Here is a 22,814-nt window from a genome sequence, read left to right as displayed (position 1 = left end):
AATGATGAAAAAAAACAACCTCAAGAAGCCAAAGGACAAATTTTGGCTTCTTGAGGTTTTAAGTTTGCTGAAATATTGGGTGAGAATTGAAAAAGAAATGGAGAATTACATTCTAACTTTCTAAATAAAGTTTCGTTTACGGAAAACCGTAAAATTCTTGCTAGGTTTTCTCTTAGTTTAGCAAAAAATTGAGTTTTACTTTTCTGCTTGGACGTGAATTGTCTAGGTTGGGAATGATTTATAAATAAAAATAGTAAAAATGATATATTACGGAATTGTTGATAAAATTAATATTGAACATAGAAATGGTATCTATGGTCGTAGAAAAATGAAGCAAGATGAAGTTAATGATTTTTTAAATTTACTAAAAGAAAATACTTTTGCGAACGGAATCGTTGCAAAATTAGCTCCGTATGGTAATATTGTCAATTTAGCAAAAGAGGCTGGAACAGAAATATTTTTATGGTATAAAAGCATACGAGCTGCGGAACTCTCAATAACTCTTCAACATCCTTCTGAAAAAAATGATGAATCCCGAACTATAGTTATCCCACATCATACATTAAATGACAAATTTGGAATAACAAAAAGTTCTGATATTTTCTATGGTTTATTTGACTCTTTTTCAAACAGAGACAAAGCATTTGAAAAATTCATGAAATCTAAAGGTGGCTCAGAATTGATTATTGTAGAGCGAAGTTCCTTACCCAAAAACTTTAAACATTTTGGCGGAGAATACGGCTTTTTTCATAATGGATTATATGTTACTCACCCAAAAGATAACAATCAGTTAATACCTTTAGAAGGCTCGAGTGAATTAATAAAAAATCTTATTTTAGAAGAAACTTTAAGCGCTTATGAAGCATTAGGCGCAAAGAAAATAATAATTGAAGATAAAACAGATTTAATTGGAAATGCTGGTATTTTTGGAAAAGGAGTTAAAGTTGATGTCAACGGAAATTATTCAAAAAATATTTTAAGGGAAAAAACTTTTGGTAAAGGAATATTTGATCCAGAAAGAGCTTTAAAAAACAAATATTTTATTCACGATTTTCCAAATATTAAAACTACAATAACAGGTAGAATTGATGGAAATCAAACAATGGAAAAATTCACAGAAACAATTATTTTAAGTGCAGGGTTAGATATTGATGTTTTAAGTTTATATAAAGGAAATGCAAATTTTAAGTATACTAGGAAATGGAGTTTTGAAGTTGAGTTTTATGATAAAAATGAGTTATAGTTTTTTAATTTTTGAAGTTGAAAAGCATAATATTTAAACCTTGGATTGGCAAAAACTACGGCAATTCTGAGCTTGGGAAATTATTGGTAATTGGAGATTCTCATTATTTCAATAATGGTTTACCTAGTAATCTGAACGATTTTACAAAAGCGCAAATTGCTGAACTGGATGTAATTGCTAGTAAATTTCACAAGACAATTCTTGAAGTTTTTGGGTATCAAAAACACGCAGATTTTTGGAAGAATATAGCTTTTGCAAATTCTATTCAAAGTGCTTTTACTTCCTCAAACCAAGTTCCGACAAACGATGAAAAAGATACTGCTGAAAAAGCTTTCAAGGAATATCTTGAGATTACAAAGCCAGAAAAAGTGATTGTTTTTTCCAGCCGTATATGGGAACACTTTTTTAATAATGAAGGTTGTTGGGGAAAGCATCTTGACAAAATCGACAATCGCTGGAATATACGGCAATTAGATTACGAATGTGGAAATTGTAAAGCTTTAGGAATCTATCATCCAAATGCAAGAAACTTTGCAGGCTATAATTTTTCAAATATCATTAAAGAATTTTTGCAAAACTATTAATACAAAAAAATGCCTCAGTTTTCACTGAGGCATTTCTTATTATGTTTAAGAAAAATCTTAAGCTTGTACGTTGTTACCTCCAACTACGAAAGGCTCCAATTCTTTGATCTCTCCGAATTGCTGCTCATAGTTAGTGATGTTTTGTTGCAATGCTGCTAAAACTCTCTTTGCGTGAAGTGGCGCAAGAATTACTCTTGAACGCACGTTCGCTTGCTGTACACCTGGCATCAATTGGATGAAATCCACTACGAATTCTGATGGAGAATGGTTTACCAATGCTAGGTTGCAATATGCTCCTGCAGCTACCATTTCGTTTAGATTGATGTTGATGTTGTTTGGATCTTGGTTTTGATTATTGTCCATTTTGTTTTGTTATTTTTTTATTAAAATTTGAGGTTGTGAAAGTATAAAAAATAATTCCAAACCTCAAATTTCATTTTGATTAATTTTAGTTGATGTCCTCGAATTCTTTTCTAGAACCTACAATCACATTTTGGTAATCCTTAAGACCTGTACCTGCAGGGATTCTGTGTCCTACAATTACATTCTCTTTCAGACCTGTCAAGAAGTCGATCTTACCAGACACTGCTGCTTCGTTTAGAACCTTGGTCGTTTCCTGGAACGATGCTGCAGACATGAATGATTTGGTTTGAAGTGCCGCTCTTGTAATACCTTGTAGTACAGAAGTTGCAGTTGCAGGAAGTGCTTCTCTTACTTCTACCAAAGCCTGATCTTCACGTCTTAGTTTCGAGTTCTCATCTCTAAGTTCTCTAGCTGTGATCATCTGTCCTGGTTTGAATTCTTTCGAATCTCCCGCTTCCATTACTACTTTCAGACCAAATACTCTGTTGTTCTCTTGCAAGAAGTCGTATTTGTGTTCCAAAGCACCTTCTAGGAACTGCGTATCTCCGCCATCCACAATCGATACTTTTGTCATCATCTGACGAACAATGATCTCGAAGTGTTTGTCATCGATCTTCACCCCTTGAAGACGGTAAACCTCCTGAATTTCATTAACCAAATATTCCTGAACCGCAGTTGGACCTTTGATTTTCAAGATATCGTCTGGTGTTACAGAACCGTCGGAAAGTGCGCCTCCTGCATACACGAAGTCATTTTCCTGAACTAGGATCTGGTTTGATAATTTAACCAAATACTTCTTGATCTCTCCAGTTTTAGCTTCCACGATAAGCTCACGGTTACCTCTTTTGATCTTACCGTAAGATACTACACCGTCAATCTCTGTAACAACCGCTGGGTTGGAAGGATTTCTAGCTTCGAATAATTCGGTAACTCTCGGAAGACCTCCGGTGATATCCCCTGCTTTCGCAGATTTTCTTGGGATTTTGATCAAGACCTTACCAGCCTTAATTTTTTCACCGTCGTTTACCATGATGTGGGCTCCAACCGGTAAGTTGTAACCTTTTTGCTCCACACCTTTGGAGTCAACAACTCTAAGAGTAGGAACGGCTTTTTTATTTCTAGATTCAGAGATTACTTTCTCTTCGAAACCAGTCTGCTCATCGATCTCCAATACGAAAGAAACCCCTTGGATAATATCCTCGTACTCTACTTTACCAGAGTTCTCTGCAATGATTACCGCGTTGTAAGCATCCCACTTCGCGATCATATCTCCTTTTTTCACTTTGTCACCTGGCTGTACAAACAACTCGGATCCATAAGGAACGTTAGCGATCATGATCGGCGTTCTAGCTTCGTTGTCTGCTACCAAACGGAATTCAGTTGAACGGGAAACAACGATATCTGCTGATTCACCATTTTCACCTTCCGATTTAATAGTTCTAACCTCATCCATCTCAACAATACCATCACGTTTTGCAACGATGCTTGGATTTTCTGAGATGTTATTTGAAACCCCACCTTGGTGGAACGTTCTCAATGTCAACTGAGTTCCCGGCTCACCAATAGACTGCGCAGCGATTACACCAACAGCTTCTCCCATGTGGATGCCTTTACCTGTTGCGAGGTTACGACCGTAACATTTCGCACAGATACCTTTTTTAGCCTCACAAGTCAATGGAGAACGAACCTCTACAGCTTCGATTCCAGCTTCCTCGATCTGCTTAGCCACTGCTTCTACGATCAACTCGTCAGCTTGTGCCAAGATCTCATCCGTTTCTGGGTGATAGATATTGTGAAGCGAAACTCTACCAAGAATTCTCTCAGCGATCTTTTCTACGATATCATCGTTTTTCTTAAGTGCAGTAATTTCTGTACCTCTAAGTGTTCCACAGTCTTGTTCTGTAATGATAACATCCTGTGCAACATCCACCAATCTTCTGGTCAAGTAACCAGCATCGGCAGTTTTAAGAGCGGTATCCGCAAGACCCTTACGAGCACCGTGGGTAGAGATAAAGTATTCCAAGATCGACAAACCTTCTTTAAAGTTTGCAAGGATCGGGTTTTCAATAATCTCAGCACCGACAGAACCTGCTTTTTGTGGTTTTGCCATCAATCCCCTCATACCAGATAACTGACGGATCTGTTCCTTAGAACCCCTCGCACCAGAATCAAGCATCATATATACAGAGTTGAATCCACCTTGATCTACTTTCATTCTGCTCATAATCATTTCAGTAAGACTTGCGTTGGTGTTGGTCCAAACGTCAATTACCTGATTATAACGCTCTGTATCTGTGATAAGACCCATGTTATAGTTGGCCTTGATCTCATCTACAGTTTCGATAGAAGTCGCGATCATTTTCTTTTTCTCAACCGGGATCACGATATCTCCAAGACTAAATGAAAGTCCACCTTTGAATGCGTTTGCATATCCAAGATCTTTCATATCATCCAAGAACTTCACCGTAGTTGGGAAATCTGTGTCTGCCAATACCTGACCAATGACGTTTCTAAGAGATTTCTTAGTCAATAACTCGTCGATATAGCCAGAAGCTTTCGGTACGATCTGGTTGAATAAAATTCTACCAACTGTCGTAGGGAATAATTTCGTTGTAATGACACCATTCTCTTTGATCGGAAGACGACATCTTACTTTTGCATTAAGAGAAACTTGTCCCTCAGCATAAGCGATCTCTACTTCTTCCGGAGAATAGAAAGCAAGACCTTCGCCTTTTACTTTCATATCATCTGTAGAATCCAATTGTTTGGTCATAAAATATAGACCCAAAACCATATCCTGAGATGGTACCGTGATAGGAGAACCATTTGCAGGGTTAAGGATATTCTGAGAACCCAACATCAATAGTTGTGCTTCCAAAATAGCTTCTGGACCTAGAGGTAAATGCACTGCCATCTGATCCCCATCGAAATCGGCGTTGAAAGCCGTCGTTACCAATGGGTGAAGTTGGATAGCTTTACCTTCGATCATCTTCGGCTGGAATGCCTGGATACCAAGTCTGTGCAAAGTAGGTGCTCTGTTCAATAGTACAGGGTGACCTTTCATTACACCTTCTAAGATATCATAAACTACAGGCTCTTTTCTGTCGATGATCCTTTTAGCTGATTTTACAGTTTTTACAATTCCTCTCTCGATCAATTTTCTGATGATGAACGGTTTGTAAAGCTCTGCAGCCATATCTTTCGGGATACCACACTCGTGAAGTTGAAGACTAGGTCCTACAACAATTACGGAACGAGCGGAGTAATCTACCCTCTTACCAAGTAAGTTCTGACGGAAACGACCTTGCTTACCTTTCAATGAGTCAGAAAGGGATTTCAATGGTCTGTTTGATTCAGATTTTACGGCAGAAGATTTTCTTGTATTATCGAATAATGAATCTACTGATTCCTGAAGCATACGCTTCTCATTTCTCAAGATCACCTCCGGAGCTTTGATCTCCAATAGTCTTTTCAGACGGTTGTTTCTGATGATCACCCTTCTGTAAAGGTCATTCAAATCAGAAGTTGCGAAACGTCCTCCATCCAATGGAACCAAAGGTCTCAATTCTGGTGGTATTACAGGAAGTACACGCATGATCATCCACTCAGGCTTGTTGATCATTCTTGTATTGGCACCTCTCAATGCTTCTACAACATTTAACCTTTTAAGAGCCTCGGTTCTTCTTTGTTTAGAAGATTCGTTGTGCGCTTTGTGTCTTAGATCGAATGATAAAGAATCAAGGTCGATTCTCTTCAACAATTCTTCAACCGCTTCTGCTCCCATTTTTGCAAGGAATTTGTTCGGGTCAGAATCATCAAGATATTGATTTTCTACAGGAAGCGTCTCTAGAACGTCCAGATATTCTTCTTCTGTAAGGAATTCTTTGTCATCAAAATCAGAACCGTCTGCTTTCTTAGCAATACCTTGCTGGATCACGACGTATCTTTCGTAATAGATGATCATATCCAATTTCTTGGAAGGAATACCTAATAAATAACCGATTTTGTTTGGTAAAGAACGGAAATACCAGATGTGCGCTACAGGAACAACCAGACCGATGTGTCCGATTCTTTCTCTACGTACTTTTTTCTCTGTTACTTCTACCCCACATCTATCACAAACGATACCTTTGTAACGGATACGTTTGTATTTTCCACAAGCACACTCGTAATCCTTTACAGGACCAAAGATCTTCTCGCAGAACAATCCATCTCTTTCCGGCTTGTGTGTACGATAGTTAATCGTTTCTGGTTTTAAGACCTCTCCTCTCGATTCCTGAAGAATGGATTCTGGTGAAGCTAAACCAATAGTGATTTTAGTAAATCTACTTGTTTTATTTTTATTTGACATTTGTTTTATGTATTTGATTAAAAGATTGAAACATTAAATGATTAAAAAATTACTTTTAGAAATCATTCTTTTCAACCATTGGTTAATAATTTAATTTTAAATTTTTTGATAATTTAATTTAAATTACTCTTCCAATCTTACATCAAGTCCAAGACCCTGTAACTCGTGAAGTAATACGTTGAAAGATTCCGGAATACCTGGTTCAGGCATTGCTTCTCCTTTCGCGATCGCTTCGTAAGTTTTCGCTCTACCAATCACGTCATCTGACTTCACAGTCAAGATCTCTCTCAAGATATTGGATGCTCCAAAAGCTTCTAGAGCCCAAACCTCCATCTCTCCAAATCTCTGACCTCCAAATTGCGCTTTACCTCCTAATGGCTGTTGCGTGATCAATGAGTATGGTCCGATAGAACGTGCGTGCATCTTGTCATCTACCATGTGTCCCAGTTTCAACATATAGATCACACCTACGGTTGCAGGCTGAGTAAATCTCTCCCCAGTTCCACCATCGTACAAGTGTGTGCTTCCGAATTTCGGAACGCCAGCTTGTTCTGTGTATTCTGTGATCTGCTCTAGCGTTGCACCATCAAAGATCGGTGTGGCAAACTTAAGTCCTAGTTTGGTACCAGCCCATCCAAGAACAGTTTCGTAGATCTGACCAATGTTCATACGAGAAGGTACCCCAAGTGGATTCAATACGATATCTACTGGTGTTCCGTCTTCTAGGAACGGCATATCCTCTTCACGAACGATTCTTGAAACAATACCTTTGTTACCGTGACGACCAGCCATCTTATCTCCAACATTCAATTTACGTTTCTTAGCGATGTAAACTTTAGCTAGTTTGATAATACCTGCAGGCAACTCATCTCCGATAGACAATGCAAATTTCTCACGGTTTTTAACACCTGCAAGATCATTGTATTTGATCTTGTAGTTGTGAACCAATTGTTTGATCAATTCATTCTTGTCAGAATCAACGGTCCAATCTGCACCACTGATATTGTTATAATCTTCAACATTTTGAAGTAATCTCAATGTGAATTTAGTTCCTTTGCTGATCACTTCTTCTTCAAGATCGTTTTGTACACCTTGAGAAGTTTTCCCAGAAACCAATGTATTCAATTTGTCGATCAAAGTATTTCTTAGACCGTCGAACTTAGCTTTGTAAGTATTTTCGATCTCTTCCAATTTGATCTTCTCTTCGCTTCTTTTCTTTTTGTCCTTGATATTTCTAGAGAACAATTTTTTGTTGATCACAACTCCTCTCAATGAAGAATCTGCTTTCAATGAAGCATCTTTCACGTCACCAGCTTTGTCTCCGAAGATCGCTCTAAGAAGTTTTTCCTCTGGTGTTGGATCAGATTCACCTTTTGGAGTGATCTTCCCGATAAGGATATCACCAGGCTTCACTTCTGCTCCGATTCTGATCATACCATTCTCATCAAGATCTTTGGTAGCTTCTTCAGAAACGTTAGGAATATCTGCTGTCAGTTCTTCCATACCTAGTTTGGTATCTCTAACTTCAAGAGAATATTCGTCTACGTGGATAGATGTAAACCAGTCCTCACGAACTACTTTTTCATTGATTACGATTGCATCCTCAAAGTTGTAACCTTTCCAAGGCATGAAGGCTACCACTAGGTTTCTACCCAATGCCAACTCTCCGTTTTCAGTCGCGTAACCGTCGCAAAGAACTTGTCCTTTTTCTACTACATCACCTACTCTTACGTTTGGTCTTAGCGTAATAGTCGTACTCTGGTTGGTTTTTCTGAACTTGGTCAGTTTATAAGTTTTAGTTGCAGAGTCGAAGTTAACTAGATCGTCTTCCTCGCTTCTTTCGTATTTGATCGTAATCTTCTCAGCATCCACATATTCTACAACTCCAGTTCCTTCTGCATTAATCAAAACTCTAGAGTCTCTAGCTACTTGTTTTTCCAAACCTGTACCTACAACTGGTGCCTGAGGATTCAACAATGGAACGGCCTGACGCATCATATTCGATCCCATCAACGCTCTGTTCGCATCATCGTGCTCCAAGAATGGAATCAATGAAGCAGAAATACCAGAGATCTGGTTTGGTGCAACATCGATCAGATCCACTTGTTGAGGCTCAACTACTGGATAATCTCCATCTAGACGAGCAATGATTCTGTCTGTTTGGAAAACACCATTATCATCTAACTCAACGTTTGCCTGAGCAATTACTTTGTATTCCTCATCCTCAGCATTAAGATAAGTTGGAGCAGCTTGTAGATCTACTTTACCGTCTTCAACTTTTCTGTAAGGTGTCTCGATGAAACCAAGCGTGTTGATCTTCGCATACATTCCTAGAGAAGATATCAAACCAATATTTGGTCCCTCTGGCGTTTCGATCGGACAGATACGGCCATAGTGTGTATGGTGAACGTCACGTACCTCGAAACCTGCTCTTTCTCTAGATAAACCACCAGGTCCTAGGGCAGAAAGTCTACGCTTGTGCGTGATCTCTGATAGAGGATTGGTCTGGTCCATAAACTGAGAAAGCTGGTTGGTACCAAAGAATGAATTAATAACAGACGTCAAAGTCTTAGCATTTACCAAGTCAACCGGTGTAAAGATCTCGTTATCTCTAACGTTCATTCTTTCTTTGATCGTTCTAGCAATTCTAGAAAGACCTACGCCGAATTGTCCGGACAATTGCTCTCCAACAGTCTTGATCCTTCTGTTTGACAAGTGATCGATATCATCTACCTCAGCTTTTGAGTTAACTAGCTCGATCAAGTGTTTTACGATAGAGATGATATCTTCTCTCGTCAATACTTGATTTTCCTGAGAGATGTTAAGACCCAATTTTTTATTTAGTCTGTAACGACCTACTTCACCTAATGAATATCTCTGCTCGGAGAAGAATAATTTTTCTATAATTCCTCTTGCAGTTTCCTCATCTGGTGCATCAGCATTTCTCAACTGACGGTAGATATATTCAACCGCTTCTTTTTCAGAGTTGGTTGGATCTTTTTGTAGAGTGTTCTGGATGATGGAGAACTCGCTGCTATTTTCTTTGTGGATCAAGATCGACTTAACGCCAGAGTCCAAAATAACATCAAGGTGTTCTTTTTCAAGAATTGTCTCTCTGTCTAGGATGATCTCGTTTCTTTCGATAGAAACCACCTCACCTGTATCCTCGTCTACGAAATCTTCGAACCAAGTGTTCAAAACTCTCGCAGCCAATGTTCTTCCTTCTACTTTTTTAAGCGCTGCTTTGGAAACTTTCACTTCCTCAGCAAGGTCGAAGATCTGAAGAATCTCTTTATCAGACTCGAAACCGATTGCTCTTAGCAATGTAGTTAAGGGTAATTTTTTCTTACGGTCGATATACGCATACATTACGTTATTGATATCCGTAGTAAACTCCATCCAAGATCCTTTGAAAGGGATAATTCTTGAATAATAAAGTTTTGTACCATTTGCGTGGTAAGTCTGTCCGAAGAATACACCCGGAGACCTGTGTAACTGAGTTACGATAACACGTTCTGCACCATTGATGATGAATGAACCAGAAGGTGTCATATAAGGAACTGGACCCAAATATACATCTTGTACAACAGTCTGGAAATCTTCGTGTTCCGGATCTGTACAGTATAGTTTAAGTCTAGCTTTTAGAGGCACGTTGTACGTCAAACCTCTCTCAACGCACTCATCTATAGAGTAACGAGGAGAATCTACCAGATAATCTAGGAATTCCAAAACGAATTGGTTTCTAGAATCTGTAATTGGGAAATTTTCCTGGAACGTTTTGTAAAGTGATTCGTTCAAACGTTGCTCAGGAAGCGTGTCTAACTGGAAAAACTCCTTGAAAGACTGGATTTGGATGTCCAAAAAGTCAGGGGTGTCGATTCTACCTTTCGCAGTGGAAAAGTTGATTCTTTCCGTTCCTTTCACTTTTTGTGTGGCCTGTGTTTTACTCATAAAATTATAAGAAAAAATGGGTTAAAAAATATTTTGATTCACAAAAAATATCAGGAAAAACTTAAGAAACAAGATAAAAGGCAAAAGGAAAAAGTGTTTTGGCGCGCACGTGAGACCTTGGCTTTTAACTTATTAATCTGATTCTTCCTAAGAGCAACACCGGTATATCTTTTCACGGTGTAGTGCAAAATATTTTATTTTTTTTTGGTTTGAAGTAACGGTATCATTAAACAGAAAATGCCCTTCCATTAAGATGAAAGAGTATTCGTTATTTAAAGTATAATATTAAGTCGCGCCAAAAGATGGTGCAAATATACAAATTATTATTCAAAATAAAAAACCACTTCCTTTCGAAAGTGGTTTAAAAATATCTAATAATGAAGACCTTAAGACTACCTGGTCCAGAAAGACCATTCCCTGCCATTGAAAAAAGCAAGTTGCTTGGGCGTGGTACCTGTGATGTAGACCATCATTCCTGCACTTGGATTCACAATATCTTTATGGGAATTCACCCTTGGGAGAATCATTGCTTTATTCGTATCTCCCAAAACCAAAATCCCAGAAGTTGCATCTGTCGTTGGATTGCCTCCGATCAAGGCTTTTGCATTCGTATTCTCCGCGTTGGTATCTGGAACATTGGCGACGCTTGGCGAATAAGCTCCAGAGGAAAGATCTGTCCAGCTCGTAACCTCACTTGCATTGGCAGTCACCGCTCTTCCGTACTTCACCTTCTGATCGGCACTGTCGAAGATCAACGTTCCCGGAACTGGCGTTGTAACACTTGCTGCAGCATTGACCCAAGGTAAAACAATCCCTTTCAATCCACCAGTTGCGTCACCGAATTCTAAAGACACCGTCGCGTTTGCAGGTACATTGGACGGCGTGGTCTTACCAATCGTCACTTGACCAAAGGCCATACTTGACATTAATATTGCTAATGTTTTGATATATGTTTTCATTCTGACTCTTTTTTATTGGTTAAAATTATCACAAGTCTGTTTGGAGAAACAAGACCACGCTGTCCCATCATAAACTTTGAGGCAGTTTTCGGTCGTATCATAAACGATCATTCCTGCAACACCTATGATCGAAGAGAGTGAAGTGGTCGGCACTCTATTGATCACGAAACCTTTGGTCTTGGCATCCAATGCCGTGTAGGCACCTTTGATCTTACCTGGCCATTCGGCAGCGCCGCCTCCAGCTCTTTGAAGCGATGTAAAACCTTGGCTTGTAGACAAACCACCAACACCAGGCGTTGTTGCAGGACGGAAACAACGGTCGCATTCCACATCTCTTGCACTTGCATTTAGCGCAGTACCTATTCCCTGTCCAACATCCGATGTGCCATCCGTATTATCAACCAAACCTGCAAGATTCGAAGGATTGGTCGCTGTATTGAGATTATTTCCTGCATTGTTGACCAATTGAGGGACTCCAAAGGCCGAAGCAGAATTACTTACGATCTGAGCCGGCGTGCCAGTAGTAGTGCCATTGTAGGCAACTTTGATCTGACCGCGATAACGGTAGTTCGTATCAGTAGTAGGTAAAGTCATGGAATGAACCTGATCAAAACGTACTGCCTCGCTACCTTCTATAGCATCTGGGCAACCGTCACCATCGCTATCGACATCATATTGATTGGAAATCCCATCATTGTCCGGATCACAGAAACCAAATTTAAAACCTTGTCCTTTACCGCTAATGTAAGTTGTTCCTACAACTGGTTGTGACAATCTTACCGTGTTCGTGCCTGTCTGATTCCATATAATATTATTAAAAGCATTCCCATTATAAAGCTGGAGCGGAAAAAGGGCACTACCACCAGATTTACTTCCGTACATGGCAATTGAACCATTTTTGTGAATGATGATCCTTACCAAAGGATTATCAGCATTACCTGTCATACTGTAGATCTGCGGTACAGTGCCGTCTCCATATTTGGAACCATCTAAGAATCTAACGTTATCAGTTTGATCGGGTTGAAACTCCAAGGTGCTTGTTGAAATATTGACACCATTTATATTAAGATTAAAAGAATTATCGAGTCGATAGACATCAAATATAAAACCCAGGTCCGCAGCCGGCGCATCAAAAGTTGTGACAGTTCCATCTGTAGTGCTGAAGTCTCTATTCACGACAGTATCTGCACATTCAAAAATATCCAAGATGCCATCATTATCAGAATCAAGATCTTGAGAATTGCCTATTCCATCGCCGTCTGTATCCTCCTCTACAATGACGTTTATCGGACAAGCAGTTGTACTACCATTCAAATTGACTTGAAGAGTTCTCGTACCAGCATTTCCACCTCCAGTATAATTCAATGGAACTTGAATCGATGTGGTGGAGCTTGTAATATTGACATTAGAAGAACTATTGAAATCTGTTCCAATTATATTGATCGTATAAGCACCATCTGCATACACATTGTTAATTGGGATATTAATAAATTTCTGACTATTACTAGCTACACCTTTTACAAATGATGTAGTGGAAGTTTGTGTGATCCCCGAACAAGTAAACTGAAAAGGGACATAATAAGGAACCGTTGCCAAATCCAGATTTTGACCTGCACCACCATTGTAAGTAGCTACAAGGGAAGAGCTACCATTAAAAATATTGATTCTACGTACTTCAATAGTAGATGCAAGAACTGTCGCAATGTAAACAGAGCCTTGGAGATACGCCATCCCTTGTATACTGGAAACACTGGCCGCTGTTCCTGCAATTTGAACAACCTGTTGGGCAGTCGAACCACCAATAGAGATCTTATACAAATACCTTGAAGTAGGATTAGTTGCAGGATAATTGACAAACATGTAAATATTATTCTGATAGTCAAAAAAAGTATCTGTTCCTAATGTTGCCCCTTCTGTCCATATTGTATCACCAGTTATTGTTGTTGCTGTACCTGCCGGATAGATAGGATACAATACTTTTGTATTCCTTTGGAAACCATATACATTACCAAAAAAAGGACCGGGAACATTATTCGTCGCTATTCCCCCAATCTCTATACCTGCAGGTGTCGTAGTCCCAGAGATGGCAGTTCCATTTTTGTACAGTGTGGAACCTCCCGATATGTTGGACTGGATAAAAACTATATTACTTGGATTACCACCAGGCTGGTCATAACCAACAGCCAGGTTACTGGCATTGGCATTTGTCCCTCCTGGCACACCAGGAGTAGTTACCGCGTTAGGTAAATTTATTGCTGTAGCTGGTGTAGTAGACAATGCTGTAATATCATAGATTCTTCCCGTATTTGCTAAAGTTAGATAAAGTCTGTCGGCAGCCGCTTGAGAATACAGCATTCCCGTTCCTATAAGCAGGAATACTGTTATATAAAATAGATTTAATTTTTTCATAGAAAATTATTATTGATAAAATAATTGACCACTATGAACTGAAAAATTCATAGTAAGTACTGAGTCGAAAAGTGGAAAATTAAATCAAAGCTGGCGGTGGCCTTACAGAAAAGTCATTGCTGAAAATCCGTGTTTTCGCATTGCTGTTCTTATAAAAGTGATTGACGTAGTAGGAATACATCAAAGAATCACTCACGAGTCGCTCTAGAAAGACAGCAGAATTTGCAAATGAAGGAGAATCGGTACCTGGCGAAATAAAGGATTGAGCTCCAGACCTGGAATTGACCATGAACTGACCATCATCATCCAGACCTTTTATCTGTTCAGCGACATATTTTTTAGAAAACTCCTTGGACTTGCATCGTTTACTTTTGCTCGAAGCGACAACAACGTTTTCAGGTTTTTTCCTGGTAGAATTAGCAACTTTATCTGCCTTTGGCAAGGCTTTACCTCTAATTTTTAAGACGTTATCCTCACTTAGCTCGACCTTGGAATTTTGTTTCAGATCTTTATTGTGCGAGACCTGCGCATTAAAAGACTCATCTTTAGAGTAGATGAAAGCGTCACCAACCACTGTGATAACAACGTCAGATTTCGCAAGGTCTTGCGACTGGACATCTTGAGCGGAAATAGCATTTAGGAAACAGACAGAAAAAAATACGAAGAATAGTTGAAACCTATATAGCAAATTAGTCCCAATACCATTCTGTGCATTAAAAGACAAGAAGTCTTTATTCATGGCGCAAATTTAATAAAAATAGCCCGTAAACGCTACTGAAAATTAACAATTGTTAATTCATATTACGCAAACTTAACACAAAAAAACTCCCGAACTTGAGTTGGGGAGTTTTTACATTTACGTAAATTAATTTATTTCAGTTACTTAAGTATTTTATCAGCCTTTTGATAAATGGTCGTTCCATTTCTAAAAAATCGATTTTTATGCTTCCAAAAGAAACATTTATGTATTATTTACCGTTTTTTTTAATGTGATCTAACAATTCTTTGTCTATTTGACATCCGCTATTTCGTCCAGAATGACCATTCTCTGCCATTGAAAAACGCTAATTGATGTGGCGTAGTTCCTGTGACATAGACCAACATCCCCGCACTTGGATTTACAATATCGGTGTAGGCATTGACTCTTGGTAAGATCATCGCCTTGTCCGTATCTCCCAAGACCAGGATCCCGGAGGTTCCATCTGTGGAAGGATCACCACCAATCAAGGCTTTCGCAGTTGTGTTCTCTAGATTGTTATCGGGAATATTTGCTACGATTGGCGAATAAGCTCCGGAGGATAAATCCGTCCAACCTGTGATCGTGGTTGCATTGGCTGTAATTGCAGTTCCATACTTCACCTTCTGATCGGCACTATCAAAAATCAAAGTTCCAGGAACTGGCGTTGTAACATCTGTTGCAGACGTCACCCAAGGTAGAACCACTCCTTTTGTCCCTCCTGTCTCATTACCAAACTCAATGGATACGGTTGCGTTCGCAGATTGATTGGAAGGAACGGTTTTCCCAATAGTCACTTGACCAAAGAAGATCCCCGATATTAATATTGATAATATTTTTATAGCTCTTTTCATCTGTTTTGTTTTATTGATTAAAATTATCACATGTTTGTTTTGAGAAACAGGACCATGCAGTTCCGTCATAGACCTTGAGGCAGTTTTCGGTGGTATCATAGACCATCATACCAACAACGCCCACGACAGAACCTAAAGCTGATGTCGGTAGCCTATTGATCACAAAACCTTTGGTCCTGGCATCCAAAGCCGTATAAGCACCTTTGATCTTGCCAGGCCATTCTGCAGCATCACCTCCTGCTCTTCCTAATGCAGTAAAACCTTGAATGGTAGGTTCGCCACCCACACCTGGAGATGCAGCAGGACGGAAGCATCTGTCACACTCGATATCTTTGATAAGTGTATTTTGAGATGTACCTATTCCCTGCCCAACTTCCGAGGTACCGTCCGAATTGTCTGCTAAACCTGCCAAATTGGAGGCATTGGTACTTGCATTCAGATTTGCTCCGGCGTTATTGACCAATTGAGGAACACCATAAGATAAGGCTGACGTACTGATGACCTGAGATGGAGCACCTTTGGTCAAACCATCATAAATGACTTTGATCTGTCCTCTATTTGGATAATTCGCATCATCAGATGGTAATGTCAATGAATGAACTTGATCGAAGCGTATGGTTTCACTGCCTTCAATTGCATCTGGACAACCATCGTTATCACTATCCACATCAAGATAGTTTGGTAAGGAATCTCCGTCAGCATTTGCATCACAATTGATGTTGTAAACGCCAAAAATAAAACCGTGTGGATCATCTCCTCCTGTGAGATTCATGGTGAATGATGCCACCGATTTTGGAATGGAGTAAAAAGTGTAACCTTGCGTGGTATTATTGTTTGTTCTCACCACAGTTCCCATTTGACCTGGTGTGGTAGATGGTACGCCATCCAAAAGTGAATACACACCCGTATTGAAAACATCCGCGTTACCTAGGACCGTCAATGGAACACTAAAAGTATTGGTGACTATCGCGCCTTCATTTCCTAATCCTGCAATCCCGATAATGTATTGATAATCATTATTTGCAGTACTGATAGAATTTGCCGATGTTCCAAAATCTACGGTAACATTTCTTGCAATACCTGCTACAGTATTTCCATAAGCAATGACATCAAGATATGTTGTAGGAAAAGGAGCAGATTGTGTTCCGTTGACTGTGATCGTGGATGTTGCAACGCCAGGTGTGAAATATCCCCAGCCATTCCCACCTGAGTTGTAGGTCACCTTTACACCACCCAAAGGCAATGTTGCAGCGGGCGGAACTAATGTAAATACAGCAGAACCTGTACTTTTTAGAGTTGCAATCTTAGCATTATCTCCAATCGATCCCATGGTCACTGTTGGTGAGCAACCTTCTGTCGTGTCCAGGATGCCATCATTGTCATCGTCCAGATCTATATAATTTGGAATCCCATCAAAGTCTGAGTCGAGGCAATCACTTTTACTAATGTCCTGAGAAATGCCTATTCCTTGCCCTACATCATTTCCGATATCGAAAGCACCAGAATTCACAATATTTGGAACTCCGTTATTCGTAACCGCTGAACCCAGGCCACCATTCGCGGCATAATTGATACTTCCATCTGTATTGAGATGAGATGAATTTACATTCTCATCACCTTCTATTGAATCAAAGCATCCGTCATTGTCAGAGTCCAGATCTAAGGCGTTTTCAATCCCGTCACCATCCGCATCACAAATATTCAAAGGGACCAAAACGAAATTATCGATTCCAACATCATTACCTGCATTCCCAAGTGGTTGCAGATTGATGATTTCCAAATTGACAGTAGAAGTTCCGGCAATAAAATCCATTGTAAATCTTCTCCAGATGTCATCATTTGCCATCCCGATGTTATTCGAATCTGTAAAAGCCAGTATGTTCCCAGAGGTGTCCTTCACCGCGATCCTTAAATTAGGAATTTGAGCGGCACCTTCAGCCAATCCGGCCATATCAAGTCTGAATCTGTATTTTTTACCTTGCGTGACAGATATTCCATTAACTCTGTACAAAGTCTTATTGGCATAATTTGCAGCCACATTGATGATCAAAAATCTACCATCTGTGCTACCATTGGTAATGCTAAAATTACCGGCATCTTTGTTCCCATTTTGATTGGTCTGAGTATAGTAGATCGTTTGAGATAATGACCTTGAAACCGTATAAGATCCATCATTGGGATTTACAGCGGCGAAGGTATGTCCTACGACGTTGGCATCGGTAGCAGTTGCCGTTCCTGTCCCGAAAGTATTATTATAAATAGGTGTCCCTTCTGTTTCGCAAAGATTTTCCACCGTATCCAAGATGCCATCATTATCGTCATCCAGATCCTGAGAATCCAGTATGCCGTCGCCATCAGAATCTACATCCATCAGCACAGAAAGCGAACAAGTACTGCCAGAAGTAGCTCTTGGTGAAGATACCGTTACCATACGATTTCCGTTGGCGCCACTGCCATCATAGGTGAATGGAATATCAACAAAAGTGGCGTTCTGAGCAACAAAAGCAACATACGGTGAAGGCGATGTGGTAATCCCTGCTCCTGTCAATGTAAATTCTGCAAGACCATTGACAGCACCAGAAATCGGCACCCGTAAAACAGCATTCTGAGTTGTACCATTAGCAGTTAAAGCTGGCCCTTGCAATCCACCGCCATTTGCACCACAATCAAAACTGAAAGCTGACGGTACATTGATCACCGTTGCGCATGATGCGAGATCTCCAAAATCTCTCGGATTTCCACTTGTTCCAGAGACAGTACCAACGGATTCGGAAAGTCCGGTCATCGCATTCAGACGCCAAATACTTGTTCCGTTTCCGTTGATCCTACTGTAATAAAAATATTCTCCCAAATAAGCCAAACCATTCCCATTAGAAGAACTTAAATTTGGGACAGTCCCGTTCAGCTGCGCTACCGGCGTCGCGACCCTTGTCGTCGGATTGACTCTATACAACCATATATTGCTATTTGTGACTGATGTTATCACATACAGATTACCAAAATTGTCTACAGCAATGTCATTCAGGCTGGTTCCATTCGTCCAATTCGTATCACCTGTAATGGTGCCTAGTGTGGTTGCATTATCGCTTGCACTTCCTGTCTGCCCAAGCCATCTTGTTAAGGTTTTATTATTAATACCATACACATAACCCGTGGCTGGATCGGTTCCTAAACCGATTGGTGATCCCCAAGTTCTTCCCGTACTTGTCATTGAAGTCGTTGCAGTCGTTGCCACTCCGCGGTAAATATTACCAGAGGCAGCATTCGGAGAAGCCACAAATTGGTTTTGGGTCAAATTGTTGGGAGAAGGTCCGTAGGCAAGATTTCCCGTATTACTTGGCGTTCCAGTTGCTACCGAAGTAGTGGCCAACGTAGTCAAATCGATTCTGTACGTGGTTCCGTTGGATGCTGTCAAACCGAACAATTCATTACAACTTGGCGCTGCGGTTGGCGTAAAAAACTGACATGAAGCCAGATCAAGATCATCTGCATTGGTAAATGGACCTAAGAGGGTGTTTAAATTATATGATGTCTTTACCGAACTCACTCCCGTATTTGGATTGATCTCGTAGACCCTAGCACTGAACGTACTCACTAAAAGTATATTGGTTACAAATCCTTCGACGGCGTAAATATTTCCATTGAAAAATGACAATCCCTGAAAGTTGGTAGGCAAACTTCCACTCAACCGAATGACCTGGACGGCCGAAAGTGTTGAAATATCTACTCTATAAACATACCTTGAAGCTCCAGAAGTTACCACAACATTCAATCTTCCGACAGAGTCGAAAAAAGCATCGCTGGAAACAGATCCCGATGTCCAGGCAGCATCGCCGGAAATCAAACCAAGATCAAATGCAGGCGATGGACTTGCCTGAATAAGTCTCTTGTTGGCAGAAACACCGTATACATATCCTAAGGTCGTTCCCGAAACTGGATTAGCAGTCAAACCACCTAAAGTGACAGGAATAGTGGTTGCGATACTTGCATTGTCTTTGTAAACAGGGGAATTGGCAGCCGTGTTCGAAGAGGTAAAGACAGTTTGAGAAATATTGGTTGGATCAGCACCCACTGCCAGATTGCTTCTTGCGGATGAAGACAGCGTAGTCACAGCAGTTGGCAAAACGCCATTGAGTGCCGAAATATCGTAAACATTGCCATTTTGAGCATTCAAAATATACAGTGCATTACAATTTTGCGCTTTGCTATTTAGAAAAAACAGGAAAGCAACAAAATAAAAAAGTTTATTTAATTTCATTATTTAGATTCTTGATAGTTTTAAAATGTTTTCCATCATAGGGTGAAAAACGCTTGAAATCCCAAGTAAAATTTTATCATGACAAAGGCGATCATCGAAATGAGGATCATCCATCCTTCTCAGTTAAGGACATAGCAATCCTATTAACACCCAAATGGTGCTAATGCCGATGCAAAACGTGATTGATAAATTTTGGGATATTAAAAAGAACTAAACCACAGGAGGCGGTCTTACAGAAAAAACCTTTGAAAAACAATTATCCTGAGCCCTGCTGTTATAGAAAACAAACAGTTTGCAATGCAGGTCATTGAGAGCACATTTTACTACAAAATCCTTTTGGAGGTAGGCTGTCTTTTGGAATTTAAAATTGACATTCGCATTGTTGATGCAATCTTTGGTAGCGATGTAATTAATTAAGAAATAATGGTTGGTGGCCGGCGATCGTTTGAAGATTTGCTCAACAAAATTATTGACCTTTGATGTCTGCGAAATTATGATATTGGTAATATTCTCCAGACTCGCTATTTCTTCATCCAAATTGATTCGTGCAGCCCCAGCCTCCAGCTCAATCGATTGCACACTATTCAATACGGCATTTTTCCTAATGCGTTTATAAGACATTGATGACCTTGCAGCCTCAAGATCTTTACTGAAAATTTGCTTACAGAAATTGTGGCTAGAATTACTGGTCTCAGTATTACTATCGACTACAATCACTGATTGTTGACTGTAAGACTGCATAACTTGATTCGGAGAAGTGAAAGCAGAAAAGACGCTGAAGAGGACAGCGAGAGTAAATCTTCCCTTGTTGGATAGATTCTTATTCAGCTTGTAAAAAGAGTTAGGAAATAACGACCTAATCATCACCTGTTTTTTATTGCTGCAAAAATACGATTTATAACAACACAAACAAAGAAAAAAAACTCCTAATTATCTGATTAATAACACTTTACAATTAAAATTAACTAAAGATAAAATAATAATAATAATAATTTATTTTTATCAAAAATGAAACAATAAATAAATTATGAAATAATATTCTAAATGAAAGCCCAAATTCATTACAATAATGCTTCATAAAGAATCATTAAAATAATTAACTACTTATATTCAATCAATTACATTAAAATTGTTCGTAAAAGCGTACCCAAACGGCATTCACAGATAAAGTGGCTAGAAAATAAAATTTGAATCTTTTTAGACTTTGATTCTTAGTTATTTAAAAAAGTGATTCAACCATAATATAAACAGAAAAGTAGTTTATAACTTGATTCAAACCCACAGAACCATCTTATTTAACTTTATGTTTACGTCTAATCAATAGACAAAAAAAAACGCCCAAACCTAAGTTTGGGCGTCTATATTTGGATGTAAACCAGAATTATTTCAATTCTACTTCAGCACCAGCTTCTTCAAGTTGTTTCTTAAGAGCTTCAGCTTCGTCTTTAGATACACCTTGCTTGATTGCAGCAGGAGCACCATCTACCATATCTTTAGCTTCTTTAAGACCTGCACCAGTTAAATCTTTTACCAATTTAACAACTGCTAATTTAGAAGCACCAGCAGCTTTAAGGATCACGTCGAATTCTGTTTTCTCTTCAGCAGCTTCTCCACCACCTGCAGCAACTACTACTGCAGCAGCAGCTGGCTCAATTCCGTACTCATCCTTAAGGATAGTAGCTAATTCGTTTACGTCTTTTACTGTTAAGTTTACTAGCGTTTCAGCTAAATTTTTTAAATCTGACATTGTTGTAATGTTTTTTGTTGATTATTGATTGATTTTTTTGAGTTCTAATTATTCAGCAGCTGGAGTTTCCTCAGTGCTTTCTGCAGTTGGAGCTTCTGGAGCTGCCTCAGCAGGCGTTTCTTCTACTGCAGGAGCCGCTTCTTCAGCGCTTGCTTCTCCAGCTTCAGATTTGTTTTGAAGAGCAGAAACAACTCTTTGGATTGGAGACTGAAGCAATCCGATGATCTCACCGATCATTTCTTCTCTAGACTTGATGCTTACTAGAGCGTCTAGGTTCTCATCACCAACATAGAAAGTTTCTTGAACGAAAGCAGATTTAAGAGCTGGTTTCTCTTCTTTCTTTCTGAAATCTTTGATCAATTTTGCTGGCGCGTTAGCCGTTTCAGCAATCATCAATGCAGAGTTTCCTTTGAAAGTTTCGAACATCTCAGCGTAATCTACACCTTCGATCTGTTCCATTGCTTTTTGAAGCAATGTGTTCTTCACAACTTTTACTTTGATATTTTGTTTGAAAGCTTGTCTTCTGAAATCAGATGATTTAGAAGCGTTCAATCCTTCAAGATCTGCTACATAAACTACTTTTGCATCCTGAAGCAAGTCTTTGATCTCTTGTATTGCTACAACTTTTTGGTCTTTTGTCATTGTCTTAAGGATTATAATTAGTTAACAGATTTAGTATCAATTGCAATTCCAGGACTCATTGTAGAAGACAAATAGATGCTTTTTACATAAGTTCCTTTTGCAGCAGTTGGTTTTAACTTAATCAATGTTGAGATCAACTCAGCAGCATTTTCTTTAAGTTTAGCAGCATCGAAAGATACTTTACCAATACCTGCGTGGATAATACCATATTTATCTACTTTGAAGTCGATCTTACCAGCTTTCACCTCAGCTACAGCTTTTCCGATGTCCATAGTTACAGTACCAGACTTAGGGTTTGGCATAAGACCTCTTGGTCCTAAAACTCTACCCAAAGGTCCTAGTTTACCCATAACTGCAGGCATAGTCACGATAACGTCAACATCTGTCCAACCGTTTTTGATCTTAGTCAAATACTCGTCAAGACCTACATAGTCTGCACCAGCTTCTTTTGCTTCTGCTTCTTTGTCCGGAGTTACCAAAGCCAAAACTTTGATATCTTTACCAGTACCGTGAGGAAGAGATACAACACCTCTTACCATTTGGTTTGCTTTTCTTGGATCTACACCCAATCTAACAGCGATATCTACAGATGCGTCAAATTTTGCAAAATTTACTTCTTTCACCAAAGCAGATGCTTCGTCAAGATTGTAAATTTTATTCTTTTCCACTTTGCTTAAAGCTTCTTTTTGCTTTTTTGTCAATTTTGCCATTTCTTTA

The 22,814-nt window shown here is 39.3% G+C and carries 15 protein-coding genes; 3 read left to right on the top strand and 12 right to left on the bottom strand.

Features of this window, described 5'->3' with window-relative positions:
- Nucleotide 1: 1 nt before the first annotated feature.
- The 3 genes from BMW39_RS19575 to BMW39_RS02250 all read left to right on the top strand — a co-directional run bounded on the left by BMW39_RS19575 (nucleotide 2) and on the right by BMW39_RS02250 (nucleotide 1,827).
- On the top strand, nucleotides 2-124 hold the full coding sequence (locus BMW39_RS19575) for a hypothetical protein (protein ID WP_260262114.1): 123 nt from the start codon (nucleotides 2-4) through the stop codon (nucleotides 122-124).
- A gap of 135 nt (nucleotides 125-259) precedes the next feature.
- Entirely contained in the window at nucleotides 260-1,243 is a 984-nt protein-coding gene (locus tag BMW39_RS02255; protein WP_034976856.1) for a hypothetical protein, read from the top strand.
- An 83-nt stretch (nucleotides 1,244-1,326) separates the two neighbouring features.
- A complete protein-coding gene (locus BMW39_RS02250) occupies nucleotides 1,327-1,827 on the top strand; it encodes a hypothetical protein (protein WP_131474336.1) in 501 nt (166 codons plus the stop codon).
- A gap of 57 nt (nucleotides 1,828-1,884) precedes the next feature.
- Here BMW39_RS02250 and BMW39_RS02245 read toward each other — a convergent pair whose 3' ends face one another.
- The 12 genes from BMW39_RS02245 to rplA all read right to left on the bottom strand — a co-directional run bounded on the left by BMW39_RS02245 (nucleotide 1,885) and on the right by rplA (nucleotide 22,807).
- Nucleotides 1,885-2,190, bottom strand: a complete 306-nt coding sequence (locus BMW39_RS02245) for a DUF3467 domain-containing protein (RefSeq protein ID WP_034976854.1) — start codon at nucleotides 2,188-2,190, stop codon at nucleotides 1,885-1,887.
- Nucleotides 2,191-2,275: 85 nt separating this feature from the next.
- The gene (gene rpoC, locus BMW39_RS02240; protein ID WP_034976853.1) at nucleotides 2,276-6,541 is read right to left on the bottom strand and encodes a DNA-directed RNA polymerase subunit beta'; all 4,266 of its coding nucleotides are present in this window, start codon (nucleotides 6,539-6,541) and stop codon (nucleotides 2,276-2,278) included.
- Between the two features lie 123 nt (nucleotides 6,542-6,664).
- Nucleotides 6,665-10,492, bottom strand: a complete 3,828-nt coding sequence (rpoB, locus tag BMW39_RS02235; RefSeq protein ID WP_034976851.1) for a DNA-directed RNA polymerase subunit beta — start codon at nucleotides 10,490-10,492, stop codon at nucleotides 6,665-6,667.
- 392 nt (nucleotides 10,493-10,884) lie between these two features.
- Complete coding sequence (locus tag BMW39_RS02230) at nucleotides 10,885-11,451, bottom strand: hypothetical protein (RefSeq protein WP_034976849.1); 567 nt, start codon at nucleotides 11,449-11,451, stop codon at nucleotides 10,885-10,887.
- Nucleotides 11,452-11,463: 12 nt separating this feature from the next.
- The gene (locus BMW39_RS02225; RefSeq protein WP_074719281.1) at nucleotides 11,464-13,860 is read right to left on the bottom strand and encodes a thrombospondin type 3 repeat-containing protein; all 2,397 of its coding nucleotides are present in this window, start codon (nucleotides 13,858-13,860) and stop codon (nucleotides 11,464-11,466) included.
- Between the two features lie 79 nt (nucleotides 13,861-13,939).
- Complete coding sequence (locus BMW39_RS02220; protein WP_034976847.1) at nucleotides 13,940-14,599, bottom strand: hypothetical protein; 660 nt, start codon at nucleotides 14,597-14,599, stop codon at nucleotides 13,940-13,942.
- 284 nt (nucleotides 14,600-14,883) lie between these two features.
- Complete coding sequence (locus BMW39_RS02215; protein WP_034977876.1) at nucleotides 14,884-15,450, bottom strand: hypothetical protein; 567 nt, start codon at nucleotides 15,448-15,450, stop codon at nucleotides 14,884-14,886.
- 10 nt (nucleotides 15,451-15,460) lie between these two features.
- A complete protein-coding gene (locus tag BMW39_RS02210; RefSeq protein ID WP_034976845.1) occupies nucleotides 15,461-19,708 on the bottom strand; it encodes a beta strand repeat-containing protein in 4,248 nt (1,415 codons plus the stop codon).
- 210 nt (nucleotides 19,709-19,918) lie between these two features.
- Nucleotides 19,919-20,329: a hypothetical protein gene (locus tag BMW39_RS19260; RefSeq protein WP_034976843.1), complete on the bottom strand. Its 411-nt coding sequence runs from the start codon at nucleotides 20,327-20,329 to the stop codon at nucleotides 19,919-19,921.
- Between the two features lie 760 nt (nucleotides 20,330-21,089).
- Nucleotides 21,090-21,455, bottom strand: coding sequence for a 50S ribosomal protein L7/L12 (gene rplL, locus BMW39_RS02200; protein WP_034966480.1), 366 nt, complete (start codon nucleotides 21,453-21,455; stop codon nucleotides 21,090-21,092).
- A gap of 48 nt (nucleotides 21,456-21,503) precedes the next feature.
- Nucleotides 21,504-22,097 (bottom strand): 50S ribosomal protein L10, encoded by a 594-nt coding sequence (rplJ, locus tag BMW39_RS02195; protein WP_034966478.1) that lies wholly within the window; start codon nucleotides 22,095-22,097, stop codon nucleotides 21,504-21,506.
- 17 nt (nucleotides 22,098-22,114) lie between these two features.
- Nucleotides 22,115-22,807 (bottom strand): 50S ribosomal protein L1, encoded by a 693-nt coding sequence (rplA, locus tag BMW39_RS02190; RefSeq protein WP_034966476.1) that lies wholly within the window; start codon nucleotides 22,805-22,807, stop codon nucleotides 22,115-22,117.
- Nucleotides 22,808-22,814 lie beyond the last annotated feature (7 nt).

Source organism: Epilithonimonas lactis, from assembly GCF_900110605.1.
Lineage (GTDB): Bacteria > Bacteroidota > Bacteroidia > Flavobacteriales > Weeksellaceae > Epilithonimonas > Epilithonimonas lactis.
The sequence above is the reverse complement of the archived record's forward strand: the minus strand, read 5'-3'. Positions and strand labels throughout refer to the sequence as shown.

Bases quoted from the DNA above. Each gene is read 5' to 3' on its own strand.
- BMW39_RS19575 (WP_260262114.1), top strand. From the start codon at position 2: ATGATGAAAAAAAACAACCTCAAGAAGCCAAAGGACAAATTTTGGCTT.
- BMW39_RS02255 (WP_034976856.1), top strand. From the start codon at position 260: ATGATATATTACGGAATTGTTGATAAAATTAATATTGAACATAGAAAT.
- BMW39_RS02245 (WP_034976854.1), bottom strand. From the start codon at position 2,190: ATGGACAATAATCAAAACCAAGATCCAAACAACATCAACATCAATCTA.
- rpoC (WP_034976853.1), bottom strand. From the start codon at position 6,541: ATGTCAAATAAAAATAAAACAAGTAGATTTACTAAAATCACTATTGGT.
- rpoB (WP_034976851.1), bottom strand. From the start codon at position 10,492: ATGAGTAAAACACAGGCCACACAAAAAGTGAAAGGAACGGAAAGAATC.
- BMW39_RS02230 (WP_034976849.1), bottom strand. From the start codon at position 11,451: ATGAAAACATATATCAAAACATTAGCAATATTAATGTCAAGTATGGCC.
- BMW39_RS02225 (WP_074719281.1), bottom strand. From the start codon at position 13,860: ATGAAAAAATTAAATCTATTTTATATAACAGTATTCCTGCTTATAGGA.
- BMW39_RS02220 (WP_034976847.1), bottom strand. From the start codon at position 14,599: ATGAATAAAGACTTCTTGTCTTTTAATGCACAGAATGGTATTGGGACT.
- BMW39_RS02215 (WP_034977876.1), bottom strand. From the start codon at position 15,450: ATGAAAAGAGCTATAAAAATATTATCAATATTAATATCGGGGATCTTC.
- BMW39_RS02210 (WP_034976845.1), bottom strand. From the start codon at position 19,708: ATGAAATTAAATAAACTTTTTTATTTTGTTGCTTTCCTGTTTTTTCTA.
- BMW39_RS19260 (WP_034976843.1), bottom strand. From the start codon at position 20,329: ATGTCTTATAAACGCATTAGGAAAAATGCCGTATTGAATAGTGTGCAA.
- rplL (WP_034966480.1), bottom strand. From the start codon at position 21,455: ATGTCAGATTTAAAAAATTTAGCTGAAACGCTAGTAAACTTAACAGTA.
- rplJ (WP_034966478.1), bottom strand. From the start codon at position 22,097: ATGACAAAAGACCAAAAAGTTGTAGCAATACAAGAGATCAAAGACTTG.
- rplA (WP_034966476.1), bottom strand. From the start codon at position 22,807: ATGGCAAAATTGACAAAAAAGCAAAAAGAAGCTTTAAGCAAAGTGGAA.